At 42.4% G+C, this 24731-nt stretch carries 20 protein-coding genes; 14 read left to right on the plus strand and 6 right to left on the minus strand.

Annotated elements, in window-relative coordinates; translation table 11 throughout:
- Positions 1-115 precede the first annotated feature (115 nt).
- On the plus strand, positions 116-1402 hold the full coding sequence (rhlB, locus tag ACGF49_RS16740; protein WP_113042872.1) for an ATP-dependent RNA helicase RhlB: 1287 nt from the start codon (positions 116-118) through the stop codon (positions 1400-1402).
- Positions 1403-1407: 5 nt separating this feature from the next.
- A complete protein-coding gene (gene gppA, locus ACGF49_RS16745) occupies positions 1408-2910 on the plus strand; it encodes a guanosine-5'-triphosphate,3'-diphosphate diphosphatase (RefSeq protein ID WP_113042944.1) in 1503 nt (500 codons plus the stop codon).
- Positions 2911-2960: 50 nt separating this feature from the next.
- Here gppA and rep read toward each other — a convergent pair whose 3' ends face one another.
- Together rep and ilvC are read right to left on the minus strand one after the other, a co-directional pair.
- Positions 2961-4988, minus strand: a complete 2028-nt coding sequence (gene rep / locus ACGF49_RS16750; protein WP_271859503.1) for a DNA helicase Rep — start codon at positions 4986-4988, stop codon at positions 2961-2963.
- Between the two features lie 209 nt (positions 4989-5197).
- Positions 5198-6676, minus strand: a complete 1479-nt coding sequence (gene ilvC, locus ACGF49_RS16755) for a ketol-acid reductoisomerase (protein WP_113042869.1) — start codon at positions 6674-6676, stop codon at positions 5198-5200.
- 197 nt (positions 6677-6873) lie between these two features.
- Between ilvC and ilvY the strand changes: the two genes are divergently transcribed.
- On the plus strand, positions 6874-7755 hold the full coding sequence (ilvY, locus tag ACGF49_RS16760; RefSeq protein ID WP_113042868.1) for an HTH-type transcriptional activator IlvY: 882 nt from the start codon (positions 6874-6876) through the stop codon (positions 7753-7755).
- A 579-nt stretch (positions 7756-8334) separates the two neighbouring features.
- Positions 8335-9189: a helix-turn-helix domain-containing protein gene (locus ACGF49_RS16765; protein ID WP_387491956.1), complete on the plus strand. Its 855-nt coding sequence runs from the start codon at positions 8335-8337 to the stop codon at positions 9187-9189.
- A 233-nt stretch (positions 9190-9422) separates the two neighbouring features.
- On the opposite strand, the gene ACGF49_RS16770 is transcribed toward ACGF49_RS16765, so the two are convergent.
- Positions 9423-10541, minus strand: coding sequence for an NAD(P)/FAD-dependent oxidoreductase (locus ACGF49_RS16770; protein WP_324251622.1), 1119 nt, complete (start codon positions 10539-10541; stop codon positions 9423-9425).
- Positions 10542-10901: 360 nt separating this feature from the next.
- Between ACGF49_RS16770 and ACGF49_RS16775 the strand changes: the two genes are divergently transcribed.
- From ACGF49_RS16775 to ACGF49_RS16820, 10 genes are all read left to right on the plus strand, one after another.
- Entirely contained in the window at positions 10902-12080 is a 1179-nt protein-coding gene (locus ACGF49_RS16775) for a LuxE family acyl-protein synthetase (RefSeq protein WP_387491958.1), read from the plus strand.
- 16 nt (positions 12081-12096) lie between these two features.
- On the plus strand, positions 12097-12453 hold the full coding sequence (locus ACGF49_RS16780; protein WP_113042863.1) for an iron-sulfur cluster assembly scaffold protein: 357 nt from the start codon (positions 12097-12099) through the stop codon (positions 12451-12453).
- On the plus strand, positions 12450-13640 hold the full coding sequence (locus tag ACGF49_RS16785; protein ID WP_113042862.1) for a cysteine desulfurase family protein: 1191 nt from the start codon (positions 12450-12452) through the stop codon (positions 13638-13640). Before ACGF49_RS16780 ends, ACGF49_RS16785 begins: the two co-directional genes overlap by 4 nt.
- 26 nt (positions 13641-13666) lie before the next feature.
- Positions 13667-13861 (plus strand): hypothetical protein, encoded by a 195-nt coding sequence (locus ACGF49_RS16790; protein WP_271859505.1) that lies wholly within the window; start codon positions 13667-13669, stop codon positions 13859-13861.
- Positions 13862-13880: 19 nt separating this feature from the next.
- A complete protein-coding gene (locus ACGF49_RS16795) occupies positions 13881-14117 on the plus strand; it encodes an acyl carrier protein (protein ID WP_112877319.1) in 237 nt (78 codons plus the stop codon).
- Between the two features lie 154 nt (positions 14118-14271).
- On the plus strand, positions 14272-15537 hold the full coding sequence (locus ACGF49_RS16800; RefSeq protein WP_113042860.1) for a beta-ketoacyl-[acyl-carrier-protein] synthase family protein: 1266 nt from the start codon (positions 14272-14274) through the stop codon (positions 15535-15537).
- On the plus strand, positions 15534-16349 hold the full coding sequence (locus ACGF49_RS16805; protein WP_228902329.1) for a MaoC/PaaZ C-terminal domain-containing protein: 816 nt from the start codon (positions 15534-15536) through the stop codon (positions 16347-16349). The genes ACGF49_RS16800 and ACGF49_RS16805 overlap by 4 nt, the downstream gene beginning before the upstream one ends.
- Positions 16350-16405: 56 nt before the next feature.
- Complete coding sequence (gene fabG / locus ACGF49_RS16810; protein WP_271859506.1) at positions 16406-17149, plus strand: 3-oxoacyl-ACP reductase FabG; 744 nt, start codon at positions 16406-16408, stop codon at positions 17147-17149.
- 322 nt (positions 17150-17471) lie between these two features.
- Entirely contained in the window at positions 17472-18644 is a 1173-nt protein-coding gene (gene emrA, locus ACGF49_RS16815; RefSeq protein ID WP_271859507.1) for a multidrug efflux MFS transporter periplasmic adaptor subunit EmrA, read from the plus strand.
- A 7-nt stretch (positions 18645-18651) separates the two neighbouring features.
- Complete coding sequence (locus tag ACGF49_RS16820; protein WP_113042854.1) at positions 18652-20169, plus strand: DHA2 family efflux MFS transporter permease subunit; 1518 nt, start codon at positions 18652-18654, stop codon at positions 20167-20169.
- A gap of 137 nt (positions 20170-20306) precedes the next feature.
- On the opposite strand, the gene ilvA is transcribed toward ACGF49_RS16820, so the two are convergent.
- The 3 genes from ilvA to ACGF49_RS16835 form a co-directional block, all read right to left on the minus strand.
- A complete protein-coding gene (ilvA, locus tag ACGF49_RS16825; RefSeq protein ID WP_113042852.1) occupies positions 20307-21881 on the minus strand; it encodes a threonine ammonia-lyase, biosynthetic in 1575 nt (524 codons plus the stop codon).
- Positions 21882-21885: 4 nt separating this feature from the next.
- Positions 21886-23736, minus strand: coding sequence for a dihydroxy-acid dehydratase (gene ilvD / locus ACGF49_RS16830; protein ID WP_113042850.1), 1851 nt, complete (start codon positions 23734-23736; stop codon positions 21886-21888).
- Positions 23737-23803: 67 nt separating this feature from the next.
- Positions 23804-24730 (minus strand): branched-chain amino acid transaminase, encoded by a 927-nt coding sequence (locus tag ACGF49_RS16835; RefSeq protein WP_011148753.1) that lies wholly within the window; start codon positions 24728-24730, stop codon positions 23804-23806.
- Position 24731 lies beyond the last annotated feature (1 nt).

A 24731-nucleotide genomic window follows, 5' to 3' on the forward strand; every position in this document is an offset into this window, starting at 1 on the left:
TTACTCCAAAGAATAATTTTTTACCATGCTAGTGTAACATTACTGATATAAGGTTGCCTTTATTTCAACGGATACACTTTCGTAAGACAATGGTTAACTGATATTCTACCACACTATGAGTAAAACACACTTGACAGAAAAGAAGTTTTCCGACTTCGCCTTGCACCCCAAGGTTATAGAAGCTCTTGATAATAAGGGCTTTTCTAATTGTACACCGATACAAGCACTGACATTGCCTTTCACTGTCGAAGGTCGTGATGTCGCGGGGCAAGCGCAAACCGGTACGGGGAAGACGCTAGCATTTTTAGCGTCTGCTTTTCATTATTTACTGACTCATCCCGCAGCGGAGGAGCGTCAAACCAATCAGCCAAGAGCGCTGATTATGGCTCCTACCCGCGAGCTCGCTGTACAGATTTACTCTGATGCAGAAGATCTAGCACAGGCAACAGGTCTAAAGATGGGTCTTGCCTACGGCGGTGATGGTTACGACAAACAGCTGAAAATACTAGGAACCGGTGTTGACATCCTTATCGGCACTACCGGACGTCTAATCGACTATACCAAACAGGGGCACATTAATCTGAATGCGGTCCAAGTTGTGGTGCTTGATGAAGCTGATCGCATGTATGATCTCGGTTTTATCAAAGATATCCGCTGGCTATTCCGTCGGATGCCATCAGCAAACGAACGTATGAACCTACTGTTTTCTGCCACACTCTCTTACCGAGTCCGAGAACTGGCATTTGAGCAAATGAATCATGCAGAGTATGTCGAGGTAGAACCGTTACAGAAAACGGGACACCGTATCCGCGAAGAGCTGTTTTATCCTTCTAATGAAGAAAAGATGCGCCTGCTTCAAACGTTATTGGAAGAAGAGTGGCCTGATCGATGCATTATTTTCGCCAATACAAAACATCGTTGTGAAGATATCTGGGCGCATCTGGCTGCTGACGGACATCGAGTTGGGTTACTAACCGGTGATGTAGCACAAAAAAAACGGTTACGCATTCTGGAAGAATTCAGCAACGGCAATATTGATATTCTAGTTGCAACTGATGTCGCAGCCCGTGGATTGCACATTCCTTTAGTCACTCATGTTTTTAATTATGACTTACCAGACGACTGCGAGGATTATGTTCACCGCATTGGCCGTACTGGTCGTGCAGGTGAAAGTGGTCATTCGATCAGCCTAGCCTGTGAAGAATATGCACTAAACCTGCCAGCGATTGAAGATTATATTCAACACACTATCCCGGTCAGCAAATATGACAGTCAAGCCTTGCTGAAAGATTTACCGGTACCTAAACGCCGACACCGTCCGCGTTCAGGAAACCATCAGCGTCGTAACAATTTGTCGCATCGTAATAATACACCACGTAATAACCGTAAACGTTCAGGCTGAAAATGATGCTGAGTTCTTCTTCGCTCTATGCGGCTATCGACCTAGGTTCAAACAGTTTTCACATGCTGGTTGTGCGTGAAGTATCCGGCAGTATGCAGATACTGGCACGAATCAAACGTAAAGTCAGGCTGGCCGCCGGATTAGATAAAAATAACCGCTTATCTCAACAGGCAATGGAGAGAGGCTGGCAATGTCTCAGGATTTTTTCTGAATGCTTACAGGATATACCTCCATCACAAATCCGCGTTGTTGCTACGGCAACTTTACGCATCGCTGAAAATTCAGACGCATTTGTGAAAAAAGCATCAGAAATCCTTGATTGTCCGGTTAAGGTAATCAGTGGCGAAGATGAAGCTCGGCTTATTTATCAAGGCGTTGCCCATACAACTGGCGGCCCTGAAAAACGTCTGGTTGTCGATATTGGTGGTGCAAGTACAGAACTGGTTACAGGGAATGGGGCAAAAGCCTCTCAGTTATCCAGCCTAAGTATGGGTTGTGTTACCTGGCTTGAAGGCTACTTTAATGACCGTAGCCTGACGGAAGAAAATTTCGCCAGAGCCGAAGCTGCCGCACATGAAACGTTGAAACTCATTGCCCCAAAACTGATCGAACAAGGCTGGCAGATTTGTGTAGGCGCTTCCGGTACCGTTCAGGCTCTGCAAGAAATCATGATTGCTCAGGGTATGGATGAACTGATCACTTTGCCGAAACTTCAAGAGCTCAAACATAAAGCAATTGAATGCGGTAAGCTGGAAGAGCTGGAAATAGAAGGATTGACGCTGGAACGGGCTTTAGTTTTCCCAAGTGGCCTTGCTATCCTGATAGCGATTTTCCAGGCATTAAATATTGAAAGTATGATCCTTGCGGGCGGCGCCTTACGGGAAGGTCTTGTTTACGGCATGCTGGATTTACCAATAGAACCCGATATTCGTACCAGAACACTACGTAATATACAGCGACGTTTTCAGCTAGACGTTGAACAGTCTCAACGGGTCAAGCAATTGGCTGAACACTTCCTACAACAGGTTGCTAAACCTTGGGAGCTTGATAGCCGATGTCATGAATTATTACAAAGTGCCTGTTTGATACATGAAATTGGCCTAAGTATTGATTTCCACCAAGCTCCATCACATGCAGCCTATCTGATCAATTATCTCGCTCTCCCCGGCTATACGCCTGCACAGAAAAAACTCTTAGCCACATTGCTAAAGAACCAGAGTGGCTCTATTGATTTGTTTTCCTTTAATCAACAAAACGCCTTACCTATGATACAAGCTCAACGTTTATGTCGTCTGTTGCGGTTAGCTATCATCTTCGCCAACCGTCGTCGAAATGACACGCTCCCTGCTCTACGTTTAAATGTGAGTGATGAAGCGTTAACAATAACATTACCTCATGGCTGGCTAATGCAACACCCTCTGAGAGCAGAGTCTTTACAGCAGGAAATTCAGTGGCAAAACCATGCTCAATGGTCACTTGTTTTAGGCGAGCAGAATGCTCAAACCTGAATAAAATCACTTTCCCTGTATCTCTGTGATACAGGGAATCTCCAGCATATTTATGACTTATTTTTTTGTCCAAGCCCTAAACGCGATTTGATATCCGCGATACACGATTGCCCTTTTTGCATTCTTTCTTCGGCAGTCACTATTTTTTTATCTTGTGGCCAATGTAAGTCATCCTGTGGCAATTCATGCAAAAAACGGCTTGGTTCTGGACGGATTAACTCGCCATATTGACGACGTTCTTTACATAAAGTAAAGAATAACTCACGTTGAGCTCGGGTGATCCCTACATAAGCCAATCGTCGCTCTTCATCAATATTTTCTTCATCAATACTGCTCTGATGAGGCAACAGCCCTTCTTCCATGCCAACCAGAAATACATAGGGAAACTCCAACCCTTTGGAAGCATGTAAAGTCATCAATTGCACCTGATCAAACTCCTCACTGTCCTCGGCTCGATCCAACATGTCCCGTAATGTGAAACGCGCAACCACCTGAGATAAAGTCATTGCCTCGTTTAATTCATCACCTTCCAGCATTTCACTCATCCAAGTGAATAACTGATTAATATTTTTCATCCGCATCTCAGCCGCTTTTTGGCTCGGTGATGTTTCGTACAGCCAACTTTCATAATCCATACCATGTAGCAGATCACGCACAGCTAGCAAAGGATATCGTTCAACCTGACGAGTTATCTCATCCATCCAGTGAGTAAAACGCTGTAGCGCCGCCAAACCGCGGCCAGTTAGACTTTGTTCCAAACCAAGATCAAAACTAGCCTGATAGAAACTTTTATTGCGCTGATTCGCCCACTCACCCAGTTTTTGAATGGTAGCCGCACCAATTTCACGTCTTGGTGTATTGACAATTCTTAGGAATGCGCTGTCATCTTCAGGGTTAGTCAACACCCGCAGGTAAGCTAGCAAATCCTTAATTTCGGGGCGAGCAAAGAAAGAAGTTCCACCAGAAATCCGGTAAGGAATACGGTTTTGCACCAGCATCTTTTCAAACACGCGGGATTGATGATTTCCTCGGTAGAGAATAGCGTAATCTTTATATTGGGTCTTATTGATAAAATGATGTGCCATCAGCTCCCCAATAACCCTTTCCGCCTCATGCTCTTCATTATTAGCTGTAATCACTTTCAATGGATCACCATACCCCAATTCAGAAAAGAGCCGTTTTTCAAACACGTGAGGGTTATTGGCGATCAAAATATTAGCTGCTTTCAGAATACAGCCAGAGGAACGATAATTCTGTTCTAATTTGATCACATTAAGCTTAGGGAAATCCTCTTTCAGTAACACCAAATTTTGTGGTCTTGCACCGCGCCATGAATAGATCGACTGGTCATCATCACCCACCACCGTAAAACGAGCCCTTTGTCCCACCAACAATTTAACCAGTTGATATTGACTGGTATTGGTGTCCTGATATTCATCTACTAGCAGATAACGAATACGGTTTTGCCAACGCTCCCTGACTTCTTCATCACGTTGCATTAGCAAAGTCGGTTTGGTAATCAGATCGTCAAAATCCAATACATTACAGCTCGCCAGATGTAAATCATAACGGCGATAACATTCAGCAAACTGATGCTCCTGAGCAGAACGGGCCAATGCCAAAACTTGCTGTGGAGAAAGCAGATCATTTTTCCAGTTTGAAATGGCAGAGATCAATTTTTGTAATAGATCTTTATCTTCCTCCAGTAAATCGGCTGTTAAATCTTTCAACAGGGCCATCTGGTCATGCTCATCAAACAACGAGAAATTGCTTTTCATTCCTAAAGCTTTGTACTCACGCTTAATGATTTCCAACCCCAACGTGTGGAAAGTAGAAATCATCAGCCCCTTAGCCTCTTTGCGCCCCAGAGTTTGTGCTACACGCTCTTTCATTTCCCGGGCGGCTTTATTAGTAAACGTCACAGCGGCGATATGACGAGGCTGATAGCCACAAATGCGGATAAGATGAGCAATTTTATTGGTAATCACTCTGGTTTTGCCGGAACCAGCCCCCGCCAGGACCAGACAAGGACCGGTAACAAATTCGACAGCTTGTTGTTGGCTAGGATTTAATCGCATGATGTTTAATAAGTTATATCAGGACAGTATCTCAGGGGATAGAATTGTAGCAGAAAGGAGAGAAAGGAAACGCCGTTTTCTTTATGAAAGAAAAGCACTCTATTAGTTGGTAAATCGCGACTTATCCCGCAAAACTTTAGCAAACGGTCTCAGAACCATATTCATTGGATTCAAAGAGGGAGGATTTCTCCCCCTTATCCTTATCAATATCAACCGCCAACAGCAATACGTTTCATATCTGTCATGTAACCACGTAATACGCGGCCAACAACTTCAATTGGGTGGTTACGAATAGCCTCATTTACATCGCGTAACTGAGCGTTATCGATACCGTTATCTACAACGGGTTTACCTAAATCACCCGCCTGTAGCGAACCCATAAACTTCTCTTTCAGCAGTGGAACCGCAACATGAGAGAACAAATAGTTACCATATTCTGCTGTATCAGAAATAACGATATTCATTTCGTACAGGCGTTTACGAGAGATAGTATTCGCAATCAGCGGTAATTCATGCAGAGATTCATAATAGGCCGATTCAGCGATAATACCGGTATCAACCATAATTTCGAATGCCAGTTCAACCCCGGCTTTCACCATAGCAACCAGTAAAACGCTGTGATCAAAATATTCCTGTTCACTGATTTTGCCATCATATCCAGGTGAATTCTCAAACGGAGTATTGCCGGTTTCTTCTCGCCAATCTAACAGTTTCTTATCATCATTGGCCCAATCAGCCATCATACCGGAGGAAAATGCACCAGAAATGATATCATCCATATGTTTCTGGAACAGCGGCGTCATTATTTCTTTCAACTGCTCAGACAAAGCATACGCTCGCAGTTTTGCCGGGTTAGACAGGCGATCCATCATCAGGGTAATGCCACCTTGTTTCAGTGCTTCTGTGATGGTCTCCCAGCCAAACTGGATCAGCTTTCCTGCATAACCCGGTTCAACGCCATCTGCCACCAGTTTGTCATAACACAACAGTGAGCCCGCCTGTAACATACCGCACAGAATAGTTTGCTCACCCATCAGGTCAGATTTCACTTCAGCCACGAAAGAAGATTCCAGAACACCGGCGCGATGCGCACCCGTTGCCGCGGCCCATGCCTTAGCGATTGCCATACCTTCACCTTTCGGATCGTTTTCCGGGTGAACTGCGATCAAAGTAGGCACACCAAAACCCCGTTTGTATTCTTCACGCACTTCCGTGCCAGGACACTTAGGTGCGACCATCACCACAGTGATATCTTTACGGATTTGTTCACCGACTTCAACAATATTTAAGCCGTGAGAATAACCCAGTGCAGCGCCTTCTTTCATCAATGGTTGAACTGCGCGAACAACAGAAGAGTGTTGCTTATCTGGCGTCAGGTTAATTACCAAATCAGCCTGAGGTATTAACTCTTCATAAGTGCCGACTTGAAAACCATTTTCCGTTGCTTTACGCCATGAAGCACGTTTTTCTTCAATGGCCTCTTTACGCAGGGCATAAGTGATATCCAGGCCGGAGTCACGCATATTCAGGCCCTGATTCAGTCCCTGCGCTCCGCAACCGACGATAACCACTTTTTTACCTTTTAAATATCCTGTCTCATCAACAAACTCTTCCCGCGCCATAAAACGACATTTACCTAACTGCGCCAACTGCTGACGCAAATTCAGCGTATTAAAATAATTAGCCATTAGTGACTCCGTTATCATGTTGTGCTCAGCGCTCAGCAATGAAATGCTGCGACTGTTTTTTAGATTTCCCCACCCTGTGGGGTGTTTATATATTTTCAATATATGACATGAAAGCCATTGCTTAAATTGATATATTAACAATACTACATTGCACTTTATGCAATACAGATTATTGGACAGGAAAAGGAGAATAGGCTATGGATATACGCGACCTCAAACTGTTTCTACATCTGGCTGAAAGCTGTCATTTTGGTCGTACAGCAAAAGCAATGCATGTCAGTCCATCCACATTATCTCGCCAGATTCAGCGTATTGAAGATATTTTGGGGCATCCATTATTTTTACGGGATAATCGCACTGTAAAATTGACCTTTGCCGGCGAGCAATTTAAACAATTCGCCCAACAGACACTGTTGCAATACCAGCAACTAAAACACTCATTGAATCAACAAAGCCCATCTCTAAGCGGCGAGTTACGTCTATTTTGTTCGGTCACCGCGGCCTACAGTCACTTACCACAGATCCTAGACCGTTTTCGTGCGGAACATCCTATGGTTGAAATCAAACTCACCACAGGTGATGCCGCAGATGCAGTCAATAAGATACAGTCTAATGATGCCGATTTAGGCATCGCCGGTAAGCCGGAAAAACTACCAGATAATGTCAGCTTCACCAAAATCGGTGAAATCCCACTGGTACTGATTGCGCCTTCCCTCCCTTGCTCTGTACGAGCACTTGTAATACAAAAGTCCCCTGACTGGAATAGCATTCCCTTCATTTTGCCGGAACATGGCCCTTCACGTAAGCGCATTGAGTACTGGTTCCGCCACCATAAAATTACCAACCCATCGATTTACGCTACCGTGTCCGGTCATGAAGCCATTGTTTCTATGGTTGCATTGGGTTGTGGAGTGGCATTAATTCCCAATGTCGTTGTAGAAAATAGCCCTGAACCGGTACGCAATCGCATATCTTTACTGGACAACATCTCTCTAGTAGAACCATTCGAATTGGGTATATGTGTACAGAGAAAACGGCTTAATGAACCCTTGATTAAAGCGTTTTGGGGATTGTTATAACAAACTGGATTAACAGGTCTTTTTATTCATTACAATCCTGATACAACTTATTTTCGGTATTATGCCAACATACTTATAATTTATGTGGCCTAATTCACAAAGAACATAAAAATATAACCATATTGTTCTCATGATAATATGTTTAATATAAGTTATAACCAATCAAAATAATTATATAAAAATATTGGCTCCTCATTAAATTTTTGGTCATTAATTATGTCATTAAAGAAAATACTTTTAATTATATCAAGTAGATAGTAGCTATTTAACGTTAAAAAATTTAGATATTGTTAAGATTGACCAGCAAAAATTGAATATTCCACCAGCAAAAAACAGAGTGGAAAATAATTCTTTTCGCCATGTCATAACGATATTTTCCAATAGTGAAATTATTTTTTACAGATACCAAAGGAGGCGGCTTCATAATAATGATTTAATGGTATTGTGACGATATAGTAACTAATAATAATTATTTAACGAGTTAATATAATTTAATTAAAAAATCACATCAAGTATTCATAATAATTAAATAAAATAATTAATTCAAATACACACAACAATTTAATAAAGGACACCACCATGTTACACAAAATAGACAAATCACCGTATTTTATTAAATTCTATAAATTCCATCTACAAGATCTGGTTTTCTCTTATAATATGCAAACAGAATGGCATCATCATCCTTGTATCCAATTGAGTGTATCACCACATAATTCACTCATGAGGGTTGATACCGAAAATGAATCGAGACAAGTACATGGATTCATTATTTCTTCTAATATTAAACATAGATTACACTCGGAAGGGCAACTCTGCTTTAATCTACTGATAGACCTAGCCAATCCACTATGTCATTTATTACTACATCAAATGAGAGGCTCAGATATAGTATACTTAAATCAAGAATCATCCAGTTTAATAGCAAATTACTTTATTAATTGTTTACAGTCAGAAATCTCTCCAGATATTTTCATCTTAAATAACCTTTTAGGTAAAATAGAAGATTGCCATTGTTATCAGGACAAACGAATCATAAAAGCAGCCTCTCTTATTACTGAATTACCGGTTAAATGTATATCTTCTCGTGAAATATCAAACCAACTCTACTTATCCGAAAGCCGATTCTTACATCTATTTAGAGAAAAAATGGGAACTAATTTCCGTAGTTATCTATTATGGAAACGTCTGCATCATGCTATTGATGAGATACATTCATCAGATTCACTGACTTTATTAGCTTGTAATAGTGGATTTTCAGATGGCGCACACTTCAGTCGTACCTGCATGACGCTATATGGATTAAGGCCCTCTGAATTAAAACATGCCAGTAAGAACAGAATTCAACAAGTACAACAAAAATATTTCAATTTATCATCAACATTAACAGGTCTAAATTTTACAAAGAAAAATATCTGTGTTATGAATAAATAATATTTTTGATACATTACCTAAAATAAATAATTTCTATTTATAACCGTTATTATCAAAGCCAATATGTTAGAGATTCTGTATCATTTTATTCCTAATAGCACATTTACTATATTATGCACTCTTAGTAATGATACAGAATTCAGAGTAACACCATCACAATACTACCTAATAAACCATCAATCCACGACAAATAAAACATACAGAGTAAAATATCACTATTCTGTATTAATAATTCATTTTAATGGTACATGCTCTTTCAGATAATTTTCCACCCATTTAGCGACCCGACAAGTGTCTTTATAAGCCCCTAACATCAGTTCAGAACCACGGCTACTCAACCATTTCCGCCCAACGATAAATAACCCAGGATAAGGAGTTTTCCCACCTTCCGCATGACCATTTTTACAAACGAATCCATTAGCATCCACAGCACCGGGAAGCGTTAACCATGCCGTATCATCTTTATACCCCAAACACCAGATAACCGTATCCACCTCATATTGATTGCCGGACGAATCACATAATTTATTGTCTTTTATATCAACTAGCCTATTCGCTATTTTTATACCCCAAGCAGCTAACCGATGGTTTTTCAGGTCACCACAAGGGATAGGATTACGCCGCCGCATAATTTTCCCTACTAAACTGTAATAATTGGCAAATAACAGACCGCTTTTACTTAACCACCAAAAGATATCTTTGCCCAATATTCTATTAGGCAAGAGAGGACGGGAGGAACCGCAAAATAATGTCACCTCCGCAGTTGCTGCCAAATCTTTAGCAATCTGACGACCACTCGCACCATCACCAACGACAGCAACTCGGCTACCCGTTTTAATTTGCTTAGGTTCCCGGTATTGATCTGCTGTAATTTGTTGTATATCTGTAGAAAACCGTTCAGCAAGCGCCGGAATATCAACTAATTGATTAGCCCCTGTTGCATTAACCAAACAAGGCGCATGAAATACTTTTCCATCTTTTGTTTTAACACGATAGCCATCTGTATCATGCTTCACCTCAACCACTTCGGTTTGAGTATGTATCGCAAGGTTATGATGTGAAGCATAGCGCTCAAGGTAATCAGCGACTTCATTTTTATCTGGATAACCTTCTTTAATTCCAGGAAACGGTAAGCCATGAAGTTGAGTCATACCGCGTGAAGTGAATAATAGCATATTATCTGGGCGCCTGCGCCACACATCACCAATACGTGCCTCCCGCTCTAATATGCAGACATTAATATTCTTAGCCGCAAGGATAGCAGCTAAACTTAACCCGGCTTGACCGGCACCCACAATTAAGCAATCCATTTTCATCATGCGTACTCGTTTTTTAATTTGGCATTTGTTTATATTTTATTTCTATCATTATCCCAATCTTAGGACAATGAAAAAATTTACAAAAGAACATTCAATAGATCAAAAAACAACGAACTTCACAAAAATATAAAAGACAATGAAAAAATTTACTTGAATTAACTGGTCATATTCGCACTAAAGTGAATATTTTGAATAAACCAGCTATTTTTAGCATAATTTTAACAATATTGACAAATCCATATAATGATCAAAGCAATAATATAGCCAATTTATTCAATAAAAATAAATTATTAATGACTATCCTTTTTTCCTACGTAACTTATGCTTTATCGCTATAACTTATAATAAGCAAAGATTAATTTATCTACTCTTTACCCTACCGGAGATGAAAAAATGGAAAATATCAAAAATATATATGACGGTATAAAATCTCGTGGCGGAAATCCGTTGAAGTGGTTAATAGCCGATGTCGACCTTCTCTATAAGCTGTCTAAAGAAGAGCAACAAGAATTAAAAACCTGTTTGCTTAAAGACGCTTTTAATTTCCATTATCATAATAACCCTTACTATAAAGATATTTGTGAAAAACAAGGTATTAAACCAGAAGATATCCAGAACTATAATGACTTAGTTCGCATCCCACTAATACCCGTTGCAACTTATAAATCAGCCGAAAGTCACCGTTTATTAAGCAAACCATTATCTGAAATCGAACATGAAATGCGCTCAACGGGTACCAGTGGAATTCCTAGCGTTTATCGTCGTTGCCACGATACGATGGATCATACAGTATTGGCTGTCTATTCCAATTATCGCAGTATGTTCAAAGTATCTGGCGGTGCCGGCCTATGCTTATGCCCGTCAACAGAAGATATTCCAGAAATGGCACTGGTCAAAATCTTTAATTTCCTGACGGGTTTATTAGATACCCGACGCTATATGATTAATCAGGACCACTTCTCCCCAGAAGATGCTTTGAATCAATTAATCCAGTGGAAAGGCAAATTCACCCGGCATTTAATTGGCCCTCCATTCATGATCCATCGTTTTATTACGTTCCTAAAAGAGAATAATACCAAGCTCACTTTAGATCGCGATAGCATGGTAATTACTATGGGCGGCTGGAAACGTTTTACCGGGGATATGATCTCCCGCAGCGAATTGAATGCAGATATCGAAGAATGGATGGGCATTCCTGCTTCCCGAAATCGTGACATGTATGGTCTGGTTGAAGCAAACGTTCTTGCCATCGAAGATGAATATAACCATAAGCATGTTCCTCCTTATATTCATTTCTCCGTCCGTGATCCTAACGATTTAACACGTGAATTACCTGATGGCGAAACCGGACAATTAGTGATCTTAGATCCACTCTCTGTTTCCACTCCCGGCATGTTACTGACAGAAGATTTGGTCTACTTGCGTACCGATCCTAATAAATCCTGGCGTAATTCTCAGCGAATTCAGTTTGTTATGCGTACCGCTGCTGCTAAAGAGTTTGGTTGCTGTGCAGTCAACCTTGAGAGAAGAATGTCAGACGATGAAGGTACTTCAGCTACACCCGCTGTATAAATAGCAAGGTGGAATTATGTTTAACAACATCATTATTGACAACTTTTGCAATCCTGACTGCCAAGGGACGTTATCCGCCCCCACCATTAAACTGGCATTAGGTAACCCTGTATGCGGTGACAAGGTTGATATCGACCTGACACTGAATAACCAAGGCCGGGTAAATAATGCCTGTTTTCGTGCATGGGGATGTACCGCCTCCCTGGCAATGTCTAACCAATTTTGTCGTCATGCTAAAGGTAAGACTCTCGAAGAATTGAATGCATTATCGCCTGAGGGAATAGATGCATTATTAGGCGAGTTAGAACCCGCACAGCAACACTGCCTTGATATGCTGCATAAGCTATTTGAGCAGCTAAAGGGAAAAATATGACAAGTCTATATTTCGACTACAACGCCACAACACCGCTAAGTGTTAAAGCTCAGTTGGCGATTAAAGACGCAATGTCTATTTTTGCTAATCCGTCTAGCCACTACAGCTTAAGCGGCATGGCGAAAAAGTTGCTCACTGACGCTAGAAGATCGATGGCTGCATTGATGGGCACAGTCCCAGAGCAAATCCTATTTACATCAGGGGGAACCGAAAGTAATAACCAAGCCTTATCCAGCTTGTTAGCAACACTTTCCGGTTCGGATCTGTCTGCTCATCATGTTATTAGCTCTTCCATTGAGCATCCGTCTGTTCTGGCACCGTTACTCTGGTATCAGCAACGCGGGCTCCAGCTAACGCTGATCAATCCCGATAATCAAGGGCGGATCAGTGTACAAAGTATCCAGGAAAACCTACGGCCACAAACACGTCTGATCACATTGATGGCGATTAACAACGAAACCGGCGTGATCCAGCCCTATGAAGCGGTCGCTTCTTTAGCAAAAGAGGCCGGTGTTTATCTACATATCGATGCAGTACAGGCTATTGGTAAGCTTCCTTTTAGCTGTGACACACTTTCCGGCGTAACGACCGTATCTTTCTCCGGCCATAAGTTTAACGGCCCGAAAGGTATTGGCGGGCTCTACCATGCACCAAGTATTCAATTAAATCCCTTGCTACATGGTGGAGGGCAAGAACAAGGAGTACGCAGCGGCACTGAGAACACCTTAGGACTTGCTGGACTAGCGGCAGCAGCTAAAGAATCACTGAACGGCTTGCAAGGACGCTTCAATACTTACAAAACGCTCAGAACAACCTTGCTATCTCTGTTAGATCAATATCATGTTAACTACCTGATTAATGGTAATACCAATCCAGCGTTTCAGGCACCTTGGACTCTCAATTTAAGTTTCCCTGGTATTCGTGCTGAATCGCTAGCCAGCAGGCTAGATTTACGTTACGGCATCTCTTTATCCTTAGGATCAGCCTGTAGCAATAACAAATCAACACAACGTTCTCATGTTCTGGCTGCTATGAGGCTCCCCGATGATCGTATTGATAGTGCGGTACGCATCAGTTTCGGATATACCACAAGCCAAGATGATATTGAGATATTGGCTAGCGCTATCAAACAAGAAACATATAACTTACTTAAAATTTCAGGGAAATCTTTAATCACCCAGGAATAATAGCAAAACGATATTTAAAAAACGGGGTGGCAGGAATAACGCATTTATTAATTGGTACCTATACCCTATGGATTTCAAGATGCATCGCGACGGCAAGGGAGCGAATCCCCAGGAGCATAGATAACGATGTGACCGGGGTGAGTGAGTGCAGCCAACAAAGAGGCAACTTGAAAGATAACGGGTATATATTCCTGCACCTAAGCTCCGCCAGTACTGTTTAAATTTTTAGGGGACATTAATATGAAACTATTTGAATTACTTCAATCTCAAATTACTGAATTAACTGATATCGAACCAGAAGATATTACTCTTGACACCCTGCTTGATGATATTCATCTGGTGAGTCTGGATTTTGTTTCTATTCAGGTTGCTTTAAAAAGAGAAATGGGAATTCAACTGAATTTCGATAAGTTCCAGCGAGATAATACGACGACAATCGGTGATTTCGTCAATTATGTCAGTGAATTAACAAAATAATCATCACCAATGCACTTGGATGTTAGCTGTCTATGACGATATCACAATGCAGCTAACATTCATTTTTATGATGCTTTTATCTGCCAATCCTATTATTTGGTTGTATTAAAAATAAAGCATGTCACCAGGAAATAAATTTTGGAGATAATGTTTCATGAATATTCAAACAGGCTATCACCGCGTTGCCGTCACAGGCTATGGTTCTATCTGTTCGCTTGGGCAAAATACCCAAGAAATTTGGGATGCAATTCTAAGCTACCGTGTAGGCTACAAAAAGGAGGACCACCCAGACGCTTCTGTCGTAGCAAAGTTTTTCGGCAATATCCCTTTTTCTCCTGATGTCTCTCGGTTTTCCAAAAAGTTATTAAAGAACCTGCCCAAATTCAGCAAACTTGGGCTGATTGCTGCGGATGAAGCAATCAAGATGGCATTTGGTCACGATAAAGCCGCTCTTGACGAAAATTATTCTCCTTTTGAACGCGGCGTCATTTTTGGCACTGGTTGGGGTGGAGAAGATGCAACCGTTGAAAACAGCCATTCCTATGCTGATCAAGGCATTGCTTCACCTATGACCAATATTATGTCTATGCACAGCGTAGGGACAGCGGCAATTTCAATGAACTGGAATTTACGAGGATATCAAAATACCCCGGTTGCAGCTTGTGCAACTGGCAGTATGGCGATAGGTGATGCGTTTGAACTTATCCGCAGTGGACGCACTAAAATGATGCTAGCAGGGGGCGGTGAAAGCATCAGAGATCCATTCATTGTTTGGAGTATCGACATTCTTGGAGCATTGAGTAAAGAACAGGAATCTGTCGAAAATGCCTGCTGCCCATTCAGTAAAGATCGTAGTGGTTTTGTTATGTCGGAGGGTGCCGCAATATTATGCCTTGAAGACTATGACAGCGCTGTTGCCAGGGGAGCAAAAATACTGGCGGAAGTGATTGGCTATGGCAATAACTCTGATGCGTCAGATATGACAGCCCCGGCACCAGATTGCAAAGGACGGGTCATGGCGATTCAGATGGCGCTGGAACAGGCCAAGCTCTCCACCTCAGATATTCACTATATTAATGCTCATGGGACATCAACCCCATTAAACGACATTAACGAAACCGATGTTCTAAAAATAAGCCTGGGCGAGCACGCTTATCGTATCCCTATTTCCAGTACAAAATCCTATACAGGCCATCTTATTGCCGGAGCCGGAGCAATTGAATCCATTTTCTGTCTCAAAGCGATAGAGACAGCAACGATTCCCGCAACGATGCACTTGAATAATCCTGATCCGCTATGCGATCTGGATTATGTCCCCAATATCCACCGAACTCACCAAATTGTTGACACTGCTTTAAATGTTAACTACGGATTTGGTGGCACAAACTGTGCACTTATTTTCAGGAAAGCCGACAGATGAACGTTCAATTTCGTAAAGAAGATCTCAGTCAATGGGCTAAATTCTCTGGCGACTACAATCCTATCCATTTTGATGAGAAAATCGCTAGAGAAGTCGGGTTGGGTGGTATTGCAGTACACGGCATGCTGGCAATGATCCCGCTCAAAAGCGGATATGATTACCTGTCACAACCAAATGGGGAAATGGGCAGACAGTGGCACGTTAATTTACGCAATCCCGTACCTCTGGATGCCTGCTATTGCGTCAAAACTAAGCACACTGACCGAAATGGGAAAACGACCTTTAATCTGCAAGACGAAACAACCAACCTGAAACCTCTAGTTGGTCACTATAGTTGTTTCGATTTTTCACAAAAAACTAGCTTTCCCGAAAAACCACGTTGCCAAGTTCCCATACAAGAGACAATAAAAAAATCCATCGAATTTAAACATACCTTTCCGGAAGTCAATGAATTCTGGATCTTTCTTGATGCTCTGATGTTTTATCTTTTTATGCAGCAAAGTGCCAAAACTGCACTAGCAACAGAATTTAAAACCTATTTTGGCAAACAAGAACATGATGAAACATGCCTCAAAGATCTCATTGTTTTGCATGTTATGCACACTGTGAGTTTCTCTCCAGCGCTGCTTAATCGCCAAATCCCAGATGAAATGCCAAATATCGAATATACGATCCTACCAAAAGATACATTCGACGTTGATGGTTCGTTATACGGTACGTTGGAAATCCCAATCTGGCTGAATGGCGAAATCTCTTTAGTTGTTGAGATGAGTCTGATGGGAACAACAAAAAGAAAGCAGATTGCCAACTAAGATTTGATGAATGCGGTATTGGCAAACGGATGGCAAAAATTTAGAGGAATAACTTAATGAGTATCAGCACCCCTTGGGTTTTTATTTCAGGAGGATCACGTGGTATCGGCAAAGGCATAGTAAAAATGCTGGCTGCTCAGAACTATCACGTGGTTTTTACCTATAAATCAAGCACAAATGAAGCTCAAACATTATGTCAGGAAATTGAACAGCAAGGTTATCGCTGTGAGGGCTATCAATGTGATGTCTCAAACGCCGAAGAAGTCAAAACATTGTCAACAGAGCTTGTCTCACAATATGGCTCTCCCTATGCCATCATCAATAACGCCGGAATTACACAAGATGCATTACTGATAAATATGAAAGAAGAAGAGTGGCACAATGTAATTTCTACCAATCTTTCTTCTGTTTATTTAGTCAATCACGCTTTTCTCCCTGAAATGATTACTGCGGGAGAAGGCTGCATTATCCACATGAGCTCAGTCACTGCGTTTAAAGCCAACTCAGGGCAAGTTAACTACGCTGCAACCAAAGCCGCTATGATCGGTATTACCCGCTCGTTAGCGGTTGAAGTTGGCCGATTTAATGTTCGAGTCAATACCGTTGCGCCAGGCTTGATTGATACTGAAATGTTGGATCATATCCCTGCATCACACAGGAAAAAACTATTATCTACCATTCCATTGGGCCGTTTAGGTTCAGTGGAAGATATTGCTCTGGCAATCAATTTCCTGCTCAGCCCCGGAGGACGCTACATCACCGGGCAAACATTCGTTATTGATGGAGGAATGACTGCCTGAGTCAGTTAAATAATTAACATCAATGGCTTCGTATCCCTATTCTGTGATTATTTGTACCCAGATAAATGTTCTGGGTACTGACACAAAATACTGTTAATCATTACCAGATAGACAATCCAGCCTCTCTGATAAATGTTAATAACGATAATAAACAATTTTAATATTAAATCATGCTCTTGGCGTTAAGTGCTAAATATTAGCAATTTTCATTTTATCAGATGAGAAGGGCTTGACCTTGTAGTCGACTCCAAGGTGTTTAATCAAATATAAGCACATTAATTAAGACAAATTTATTTTTAATCACTGTGATGGGAGAGAACACATGACCGGAGAAATACAACCCCCTCCGCTTAATGAGAAAAAGTCAAAACGTAAGTTAGCACTGATCCTCGCAACTCTCTTATTTGTTTTTGCCGGGTTAGGTTACTTCACCTATTGGCTTATTTCATTACGTCATTATCAAGCAACTGATGATGCTTATGTTGTTGGTAATCAGGTACAAGTAATGGCCCAGATCACCGGCAGCGTAACCGCTATTTATGCTGATAATACCGACTTCGTTCAGCAAGGCGATATTTTGCTACGTTTAGACTCTATTGATGCGGAACATGCTTTTGAGCGAGCGAAAAATATATTGGCTAATAATGTCAGACAAACTCACCAAACCATTATTGATAATGAAAAACTATTGGCTAATATTGCGCTCAAACAAACGGCATTACAACAGGCTCAGGATGATTTAAAACGACGTGAACATCTGGGACTCACAGGTGCTATCGCCAAAGAAAATCTGATTCATTCCCGCAATAGCGTGCAAGTGGCAAAATCTGAGCTAAATATTGCCCGACAACAATATTATGCTAACAAAGCACTAGTTATAGACACCCCATTAAATCAACAACCTGCCATTAAACTGGCCGCTTCTCAACTCCGCGATGCATGGTTAACCTTACAGCGCACCCAGATTGTAGCGCCGGTAACAGGATACGTTTCACGCCGCAGTGTTCAAGTAGGCTCACAAATAAAAAGTGGCGCTCCATTGATGGTTATCGTACCCGCTGACCAACTTTGGGTCGAAGCTAACTTTAAAGAAGTTCAACTCGCCAATGTCCGTATTGGTCAATCCGTAACACTGATTAGCGATTTCTATGGCAATGATGTCATTTATAGAGGTCAGATCGTTGGTCTTGATATGGGAACTGGCAGTGCATTTTCTTTATTACCAGCACAAAATGCCACCGGTAACTGGATCAAAGTGGTTCAACGTTTACCTGTCCGTGTTGAACTAGAAGCACAACAACTTATCGATCATCCCTTACGCATCGGTTTATCCATGCACGCCACGGTTGATACCCGAAATCGGGATGGTCTGGTGCTTGCCGACACGCCTCGTAATCGCATTGTTTATGAAACCAACATCTTAACTTACAACACCGGAGAAATTGATCAGCTAATTAACGAAATCATTCAAGTTAATACCAGTCAAAATAAGTGAGGTTAACATGCTCAAAGAGCCATTATCAGGAGCCAAACTTGGCTGGCTAACCCTGGCTTTAGCATTAGCCGCTTTTTTACAAATATTGGATCTGACTATTGCTAACGTTGCAATATCAACAATTGCTGGAGATCTGGGTTCATCAGTATCACAAGGTACTTGGGTAATTACTTCATTTGCTGTTGCTAACGCGATCTCTATTCCATTAACTGGCTGGTTAGCAAAACGGTTCGGGGAAGTCCGGGTTTTCTTAATTTCAATGATCTTGTTTGTGATCACTTCCTGGTTATGTGGTATTGCTAATAGCTTGGAAATGTTGATCATTTCCCGCGTTCTACAAGGTATCTCAGCCGGGCCAATTATGCCCCTTTCGCAAAGTTTGCTACTCAACAACTATCCTCCGCTAAAACGCAATATGGCATTGGCACTGTGGTCAATGACTATCGTTATCGCTCCGGTTTGTGGTCCGATACTCGGCGGTTGGATCAGCGACAATTACCATTGGGGATGGATCTTTCTCATCAATGTTCCAGTTGGCTTTGCTGCCATTGCTATCACCTGGATGCTGTTAAAAGACCGGGAAACTGAAACAACGGCTAGGTCAATTGATATCGTAGGACTAATTTTATTGGTCATCGGTGTTGGTTGTTTTCAGCTATTGCTTGATAGAGGAAAAGAGCTTGACTGGTTCAACTCAACAGAAATTATTGCATTAGCCATTATCGCAGTTATTGCCATAACTTTCCTGATCATCTGGGAATTCACCGATGATGATCCGATCATTGATTTATCACTATTTAAATCACGTAATTTTACTATCGGTACTTTATGTATCAGTTTGGCTTTCCTACTCCATATAGGCACTCTGGTTTTGCAGCCTCAACTATTGCAAATGGTATTTGGTTATACAGCCACTTGGGCAGGATTGGTCATGGCTCCATTAGGAATAGTGCCGATAATGCTCGTTCCACTCATTGGTCGTTTTAGTTCAAAAATTGATATGCGTTATTTAGTTATGTTTAGCTTTATCATTTTTGCACTCTGTTTCTTTTGGAGAACGAATACCTTTGAGCTATCAATGGACTTTGCCACCGCTGCCTGGCCACAATTTATTCAGGGCTTTGCTATCGCCTGTTTAATTATGCCACTAACAGCCATTATATTATCTGACGTTGAACCCGCTAAAATCGCCTCTGCTGGTAGCTTGTTCAACTTTTTACGCACGCTGGCAACATCCGTAGGTACTTCAATTACCACCACCATGTGGTCCCGTCGCGAAGCTGTCCACCACGTTCAGTTAACTGAATCGATAACTCCCCATAATCCTATTGCTCAACAAGCCTATGAAAAAATGGAACAACTAGGGATGTCACACGCCCAAGTCAGTCACTCTCTGGCACGTGAAATCACTAATCAGGGATTGATTATTGCTGCTAACGAGATTTATTGGCTATTTGGCTTTATTTTTCTGATCTTGCTGATCTTTATCTGGTTGGCAAAACCCACTGTTGGAGAAAAGAAATAGCACAATAATCAAAGAATTTATTATAGAGCTCTTTCCAATGGAACCTAGGCGAATATTAAATCTTGTCAAAATAGCACCTTATCCAGGCGCTATTTTGTCGTTTTATAGAACATGTTTTTTCATTACCAAGACACCGATCAACCTCCGGCTGCTTCAGACGCCTGGCACATTAAAAAGAATTTAAACGCGGGGGTATCCGTCTCATCGTGATACGCATAGCCTAATGCATCAAGATGACGCTCAAAACGCACTTCCGCTCCTGACAATTCAAATGCAGCTAATACCCGGCCATAATCTGTACCATAATTGCGATAATGGAATAACGTAATATTCCAGTGAGTTCCCAAAGTTTGTAAGAACTTGAGCAAAGCCCCTGGCGATTCAGGAAATTCAAAACTAAACAAGCGCTCTTTCAATGGCTTAGATGGACGACCGCCGATCATATAACGAACATGTAATTTCGCCATTTCATCATCTGAAAGATCAGCAACCTGATATCCTGCGGTACGTAATTCCTCGATAATTTCCCGCCGTTCCACCTCACCACGACTCAGGCGAACACCAACGAAAAGACAAGCCTGATCAGGATCTGCATCCGTATAACGATAATTAAACTCTGTTACCACCCGATCGCCCAATTTCTGGCAAAAACTCAGGAAACCCCCTTTCTGTTCAGGAATAGTCACTGCCAGCAATGCTTCCCGCTGCTCGCCCAATTCACAACGCTCAGAGACATAGCGTAACCCGTGGAAGCTTACGTTAGCGCCAGAAAGAATATGTGCCAGTCGTTCACCTTTAAGCTGATGCTGCTGAACATACTTTTTCAATCCAGCTAGCGCCAATGCACCGGATGGCTCAGCAATCGCACGTACATCTTCAAACAGATCTTTTACCGCCGCACAAATAGCATCACTGTCTACCGTGATAACATCATCCACATATTGCTGACACAAACGAAATGTTTCATCACCGATACGCTTAACAGCAACACCCTCAGCAAATAAGCCAACTCGTGGTAAATCTACCGGATGTCCAGCTTCCATTGCCGCTTTCAGGCAAGCTGAATCTTCCGCTTCCACCCCAATGATTTTAATTTCTGGCATCAGTTGCTTAATCAACACTGCCACTCCAGCAATCAAGCCACCACCACCAACAGGTACAAAGATGCGATCCAAGCGCACATCCTGTTGCAAAAGTTCCATCGCCAGTGTTGCCTGACCTGCGATTACAGCGGGATGATCAAACGGAGGAATAAAGGTATAGCCCTCCTGTTGTGCCATTTCTATTGCTTTAGCTTTAGCCTCATCAAAATTAGCACCATACAACAGAGCCTTGCCACCGAAACTACGGACTGCATCGACTTTAATATCCGCGGTAGTAACCGGCATAACAATCAGAGATTTTATTCCCAAACGATTGGCAGAAAGTGCAACCCCCTGAGCATGGTTACCGGCTGACGCAGTAATCACTCCCCGGTTTTTTTGTTCCTCAGTCAAACCTGCAATCATGGCATACGCACCACGGAGCTTGAAACTGTGAACAGGTTGCCGATCTTCCCGCTTTACCAAAATAGTATTTCCTAAGCGGGCAGAAATTTTCTCCATTTCCTGCAAGGGCGTCACCTGAGCAACTTCATAAACCGGCGTACTTAATGCCGCTTTCAAATACTCTGCACCATTTGGTGCGGAAGTTAAGGGAAGAAATGCAGCCATGCGATTATCCCCCTAACTTAGATTTATCACGGACAGCCCCTTTATCCGCACTGGTCGCCAATGAAGCATAAGCTCTCAGGGCAAACGATACCTGACGTTCACGAGCTTTCGGTGTCCACGCTTTGTCTCCGCGGGCAAATTCCACTTCTTTACGGGTAGCAAGTACCCTTTCATCTATATCAAGTCGAATTTTCCGCCGTGGAATATCAATATCAATGATATCGCCATCTTGAACCAAACCGATTAGCCCCCCATTAGCCGCTTCCGGAGAAACATGACCGATCGACAAACCCGAGGTACCACCAGAAAAACGCCCATCGGTAATCAATGCACAACTTTTACCTAACCCCATAGATTTTAGATAAGTCGTCGGATACAACATTTCCTGCATGCCAGGCCCACCTTTTGGCCCTTCATAACGAATGACCACTACATCACCAGCAACGACTTTTCCACCCAAGATCGCATCAACCGCATCTTCCTGACTTTCGTAAACTTTGGCTGGCCCACGGAACGTCAAACTGCCCTCATCAACCCCGGCAGTTTTTACAATACAACCATCTATAGCCAAATTACCAAATAGAACAGCAAGACCACCATCCCGACTATAGGCATGTTCAATGTCGCGAATACACCCTTCTACACGGTCAGTATCCAACGAAGGCCAGCGACAATCTTGTGAAAATGCCTGAGTAGTACGGATACCCGCAGGACCTGCCGAATACATCTCCTTCACTGACTCATCTACCATCTGCATCACATCGTACTGATTAAGCGTTTGTAACAAATCCAGACCTAAAACATTTTTAACCTGACGATTCAGCAAACCCGCTCTATCCAGCTCACCTAAAATACCGATCACACCACCAGCACGATGAACATCTTCCATATGGTATTTTTGTGTACTTGGTGCAACTTTACATAGATGAGGGATCTGACGAGACAAACGATCAATATCCGCCATAGTGAAATCAACCTCCCCTTCCTGCGCCGCAGCCAGTAAGTGAAGCACAGTATTTGTTGAACCACCCATTGCAATATCCAACATCATCGCATTTTCAAATGCGGCTTTCGTTGCAATACTACGCGGCAGAGCACTGTCATCATTTTGTTCATAATAACGCTTAGTCAATTCAACAATGCGCTTGCCTGCATTCAGAAACAGCACTTTACGATCTGCATGAGTAGCCAGCAATGAGCCATTCCCCGGTTGAGACAAACCCAGTGCTTCTGTCAGACAATTCATAGAGTTAGCAGTAAACATGCCTGAGCATGAACCGCAGGTTGGGCAAGCTGAGCGCTCAATCTGATTGCTATCCTCATCACTGACTTTCGGGTTCGCGCCTTGGATCATTGCATCGATCAGATCCAATTTAATAATCTGATCTGACAATTTAGTTTTACCTGCCTCCATAGGACCACCGGAAACAAAAATCACCGGAATGTTCAGACGTAGTGCTGCCATCAGCATTCCTGGTGTAATTTTGTCACAATTGGAAATACACACCATAGCGTCCGCACAATGTGCATTCACCATATATTCAACAGAATCAGCGATCAATTCACGTGACGGCAGAGAATAGAGCATACCACCATGCCCCATTGCGATACCGTCATCCACCGCTATAGTATTGAACTCTTTTGCAACACCGCCTGATGCTTCAATCTGTTCCGCAACCAGTTTACCTAAGTCCCGCAAATGAACATGCCCTGGAACAAACTGAGTAAATGAGTTAACTACTGCAATAATCGGTTTACCGAAATCTGCATCGGTCATCCCTGTCGCGCGCCATAAAGCGCGAGCTCCTGCCATATTGCGGCCATGAGTCGTAGTGGCAGAACGGTACTTAGGCATTATCTTCACTCCCGTGTTATCAAAACAGGCGGGGAACGAACCGCCCGTTAAATTATTTATAGTTCTATTAAGGATTGACTGGATCTAGCCAGCCCCATTTATCATCTGTTGTGCCATCAAACAAGCCAAAGAAAGCTTGTTGAATTTTTTTGGTAATAGGTCCACATCTACCGATACCAACCTGAATATCATCAACACTGCGAACGGGTGTGATTTCAGCCGCTGTGCCAGACATAAAAACTTCATCAGCCAGGTACAGTGATTCGCGAGACAATACCTGCTCACGCACTTCCAGCCCTAAATCTTTCGCCAGTTTGATAATGGCATCACGAGTAATTCCTGGTAATGCAGCGGAGGTAAATGGTGGGGTAAATAATATGCCATCTTTTACTTCAAATAGATTTTCACCCGCTCCCTCAGAAATATAACCAGAAACATCCAGTGCAATACCTTCCTGATACCCACGACGACGAGCTTCACTACCCACTAAAAGCGAAGACAGGTAGTTACCACCGGCTTTAGCCGCAGTTGGCATTGTGTTTGGTGCCGCACGATTCCATGAAGAAACCATCGCATCAATTCCTTGATCTAATGCGCCTTCTCCCAAATAAGCTCCCCACGGAAAGGCGGCAATAATGACATCAGTTTTATAGCCGGCAGGTGGATTAACCCCCATACCAACATCACCGATAAAGACCAATGGACGTATATAAGCACTGACTAAATTATTTTTACGAAGAGTTGCCCGACACGCCTCCATTAATTCATCGACACTCTGGTTCAACGGCATACGATAAATCTTTGCAGAATCATGTAAACGCTGCATATGCTCACGATGGCGGAAAACCACTGGCCCTTTATGAGAGTCATAACAGCGAATTCCCTCAAAAACAGATGTACCGTAATGTAAAGCATGGGACATCACGTGAACTTTAGCATCTGCCCAAGGAACCATCTCACCATTGAACCAAATGTAATCGGATTGCTTCGTCATT

Origin of the sequence: Photorhabdus sp. RM96S (genome assembly GCF_042879335.1) — a bacterium.
Lineage (GTDB): Bacteria > Pseudomonadota > Gammaproteobacteria > Enterobacterales > Enterobacteriaceae > Photorhabdus > Photorhabdus kayaii.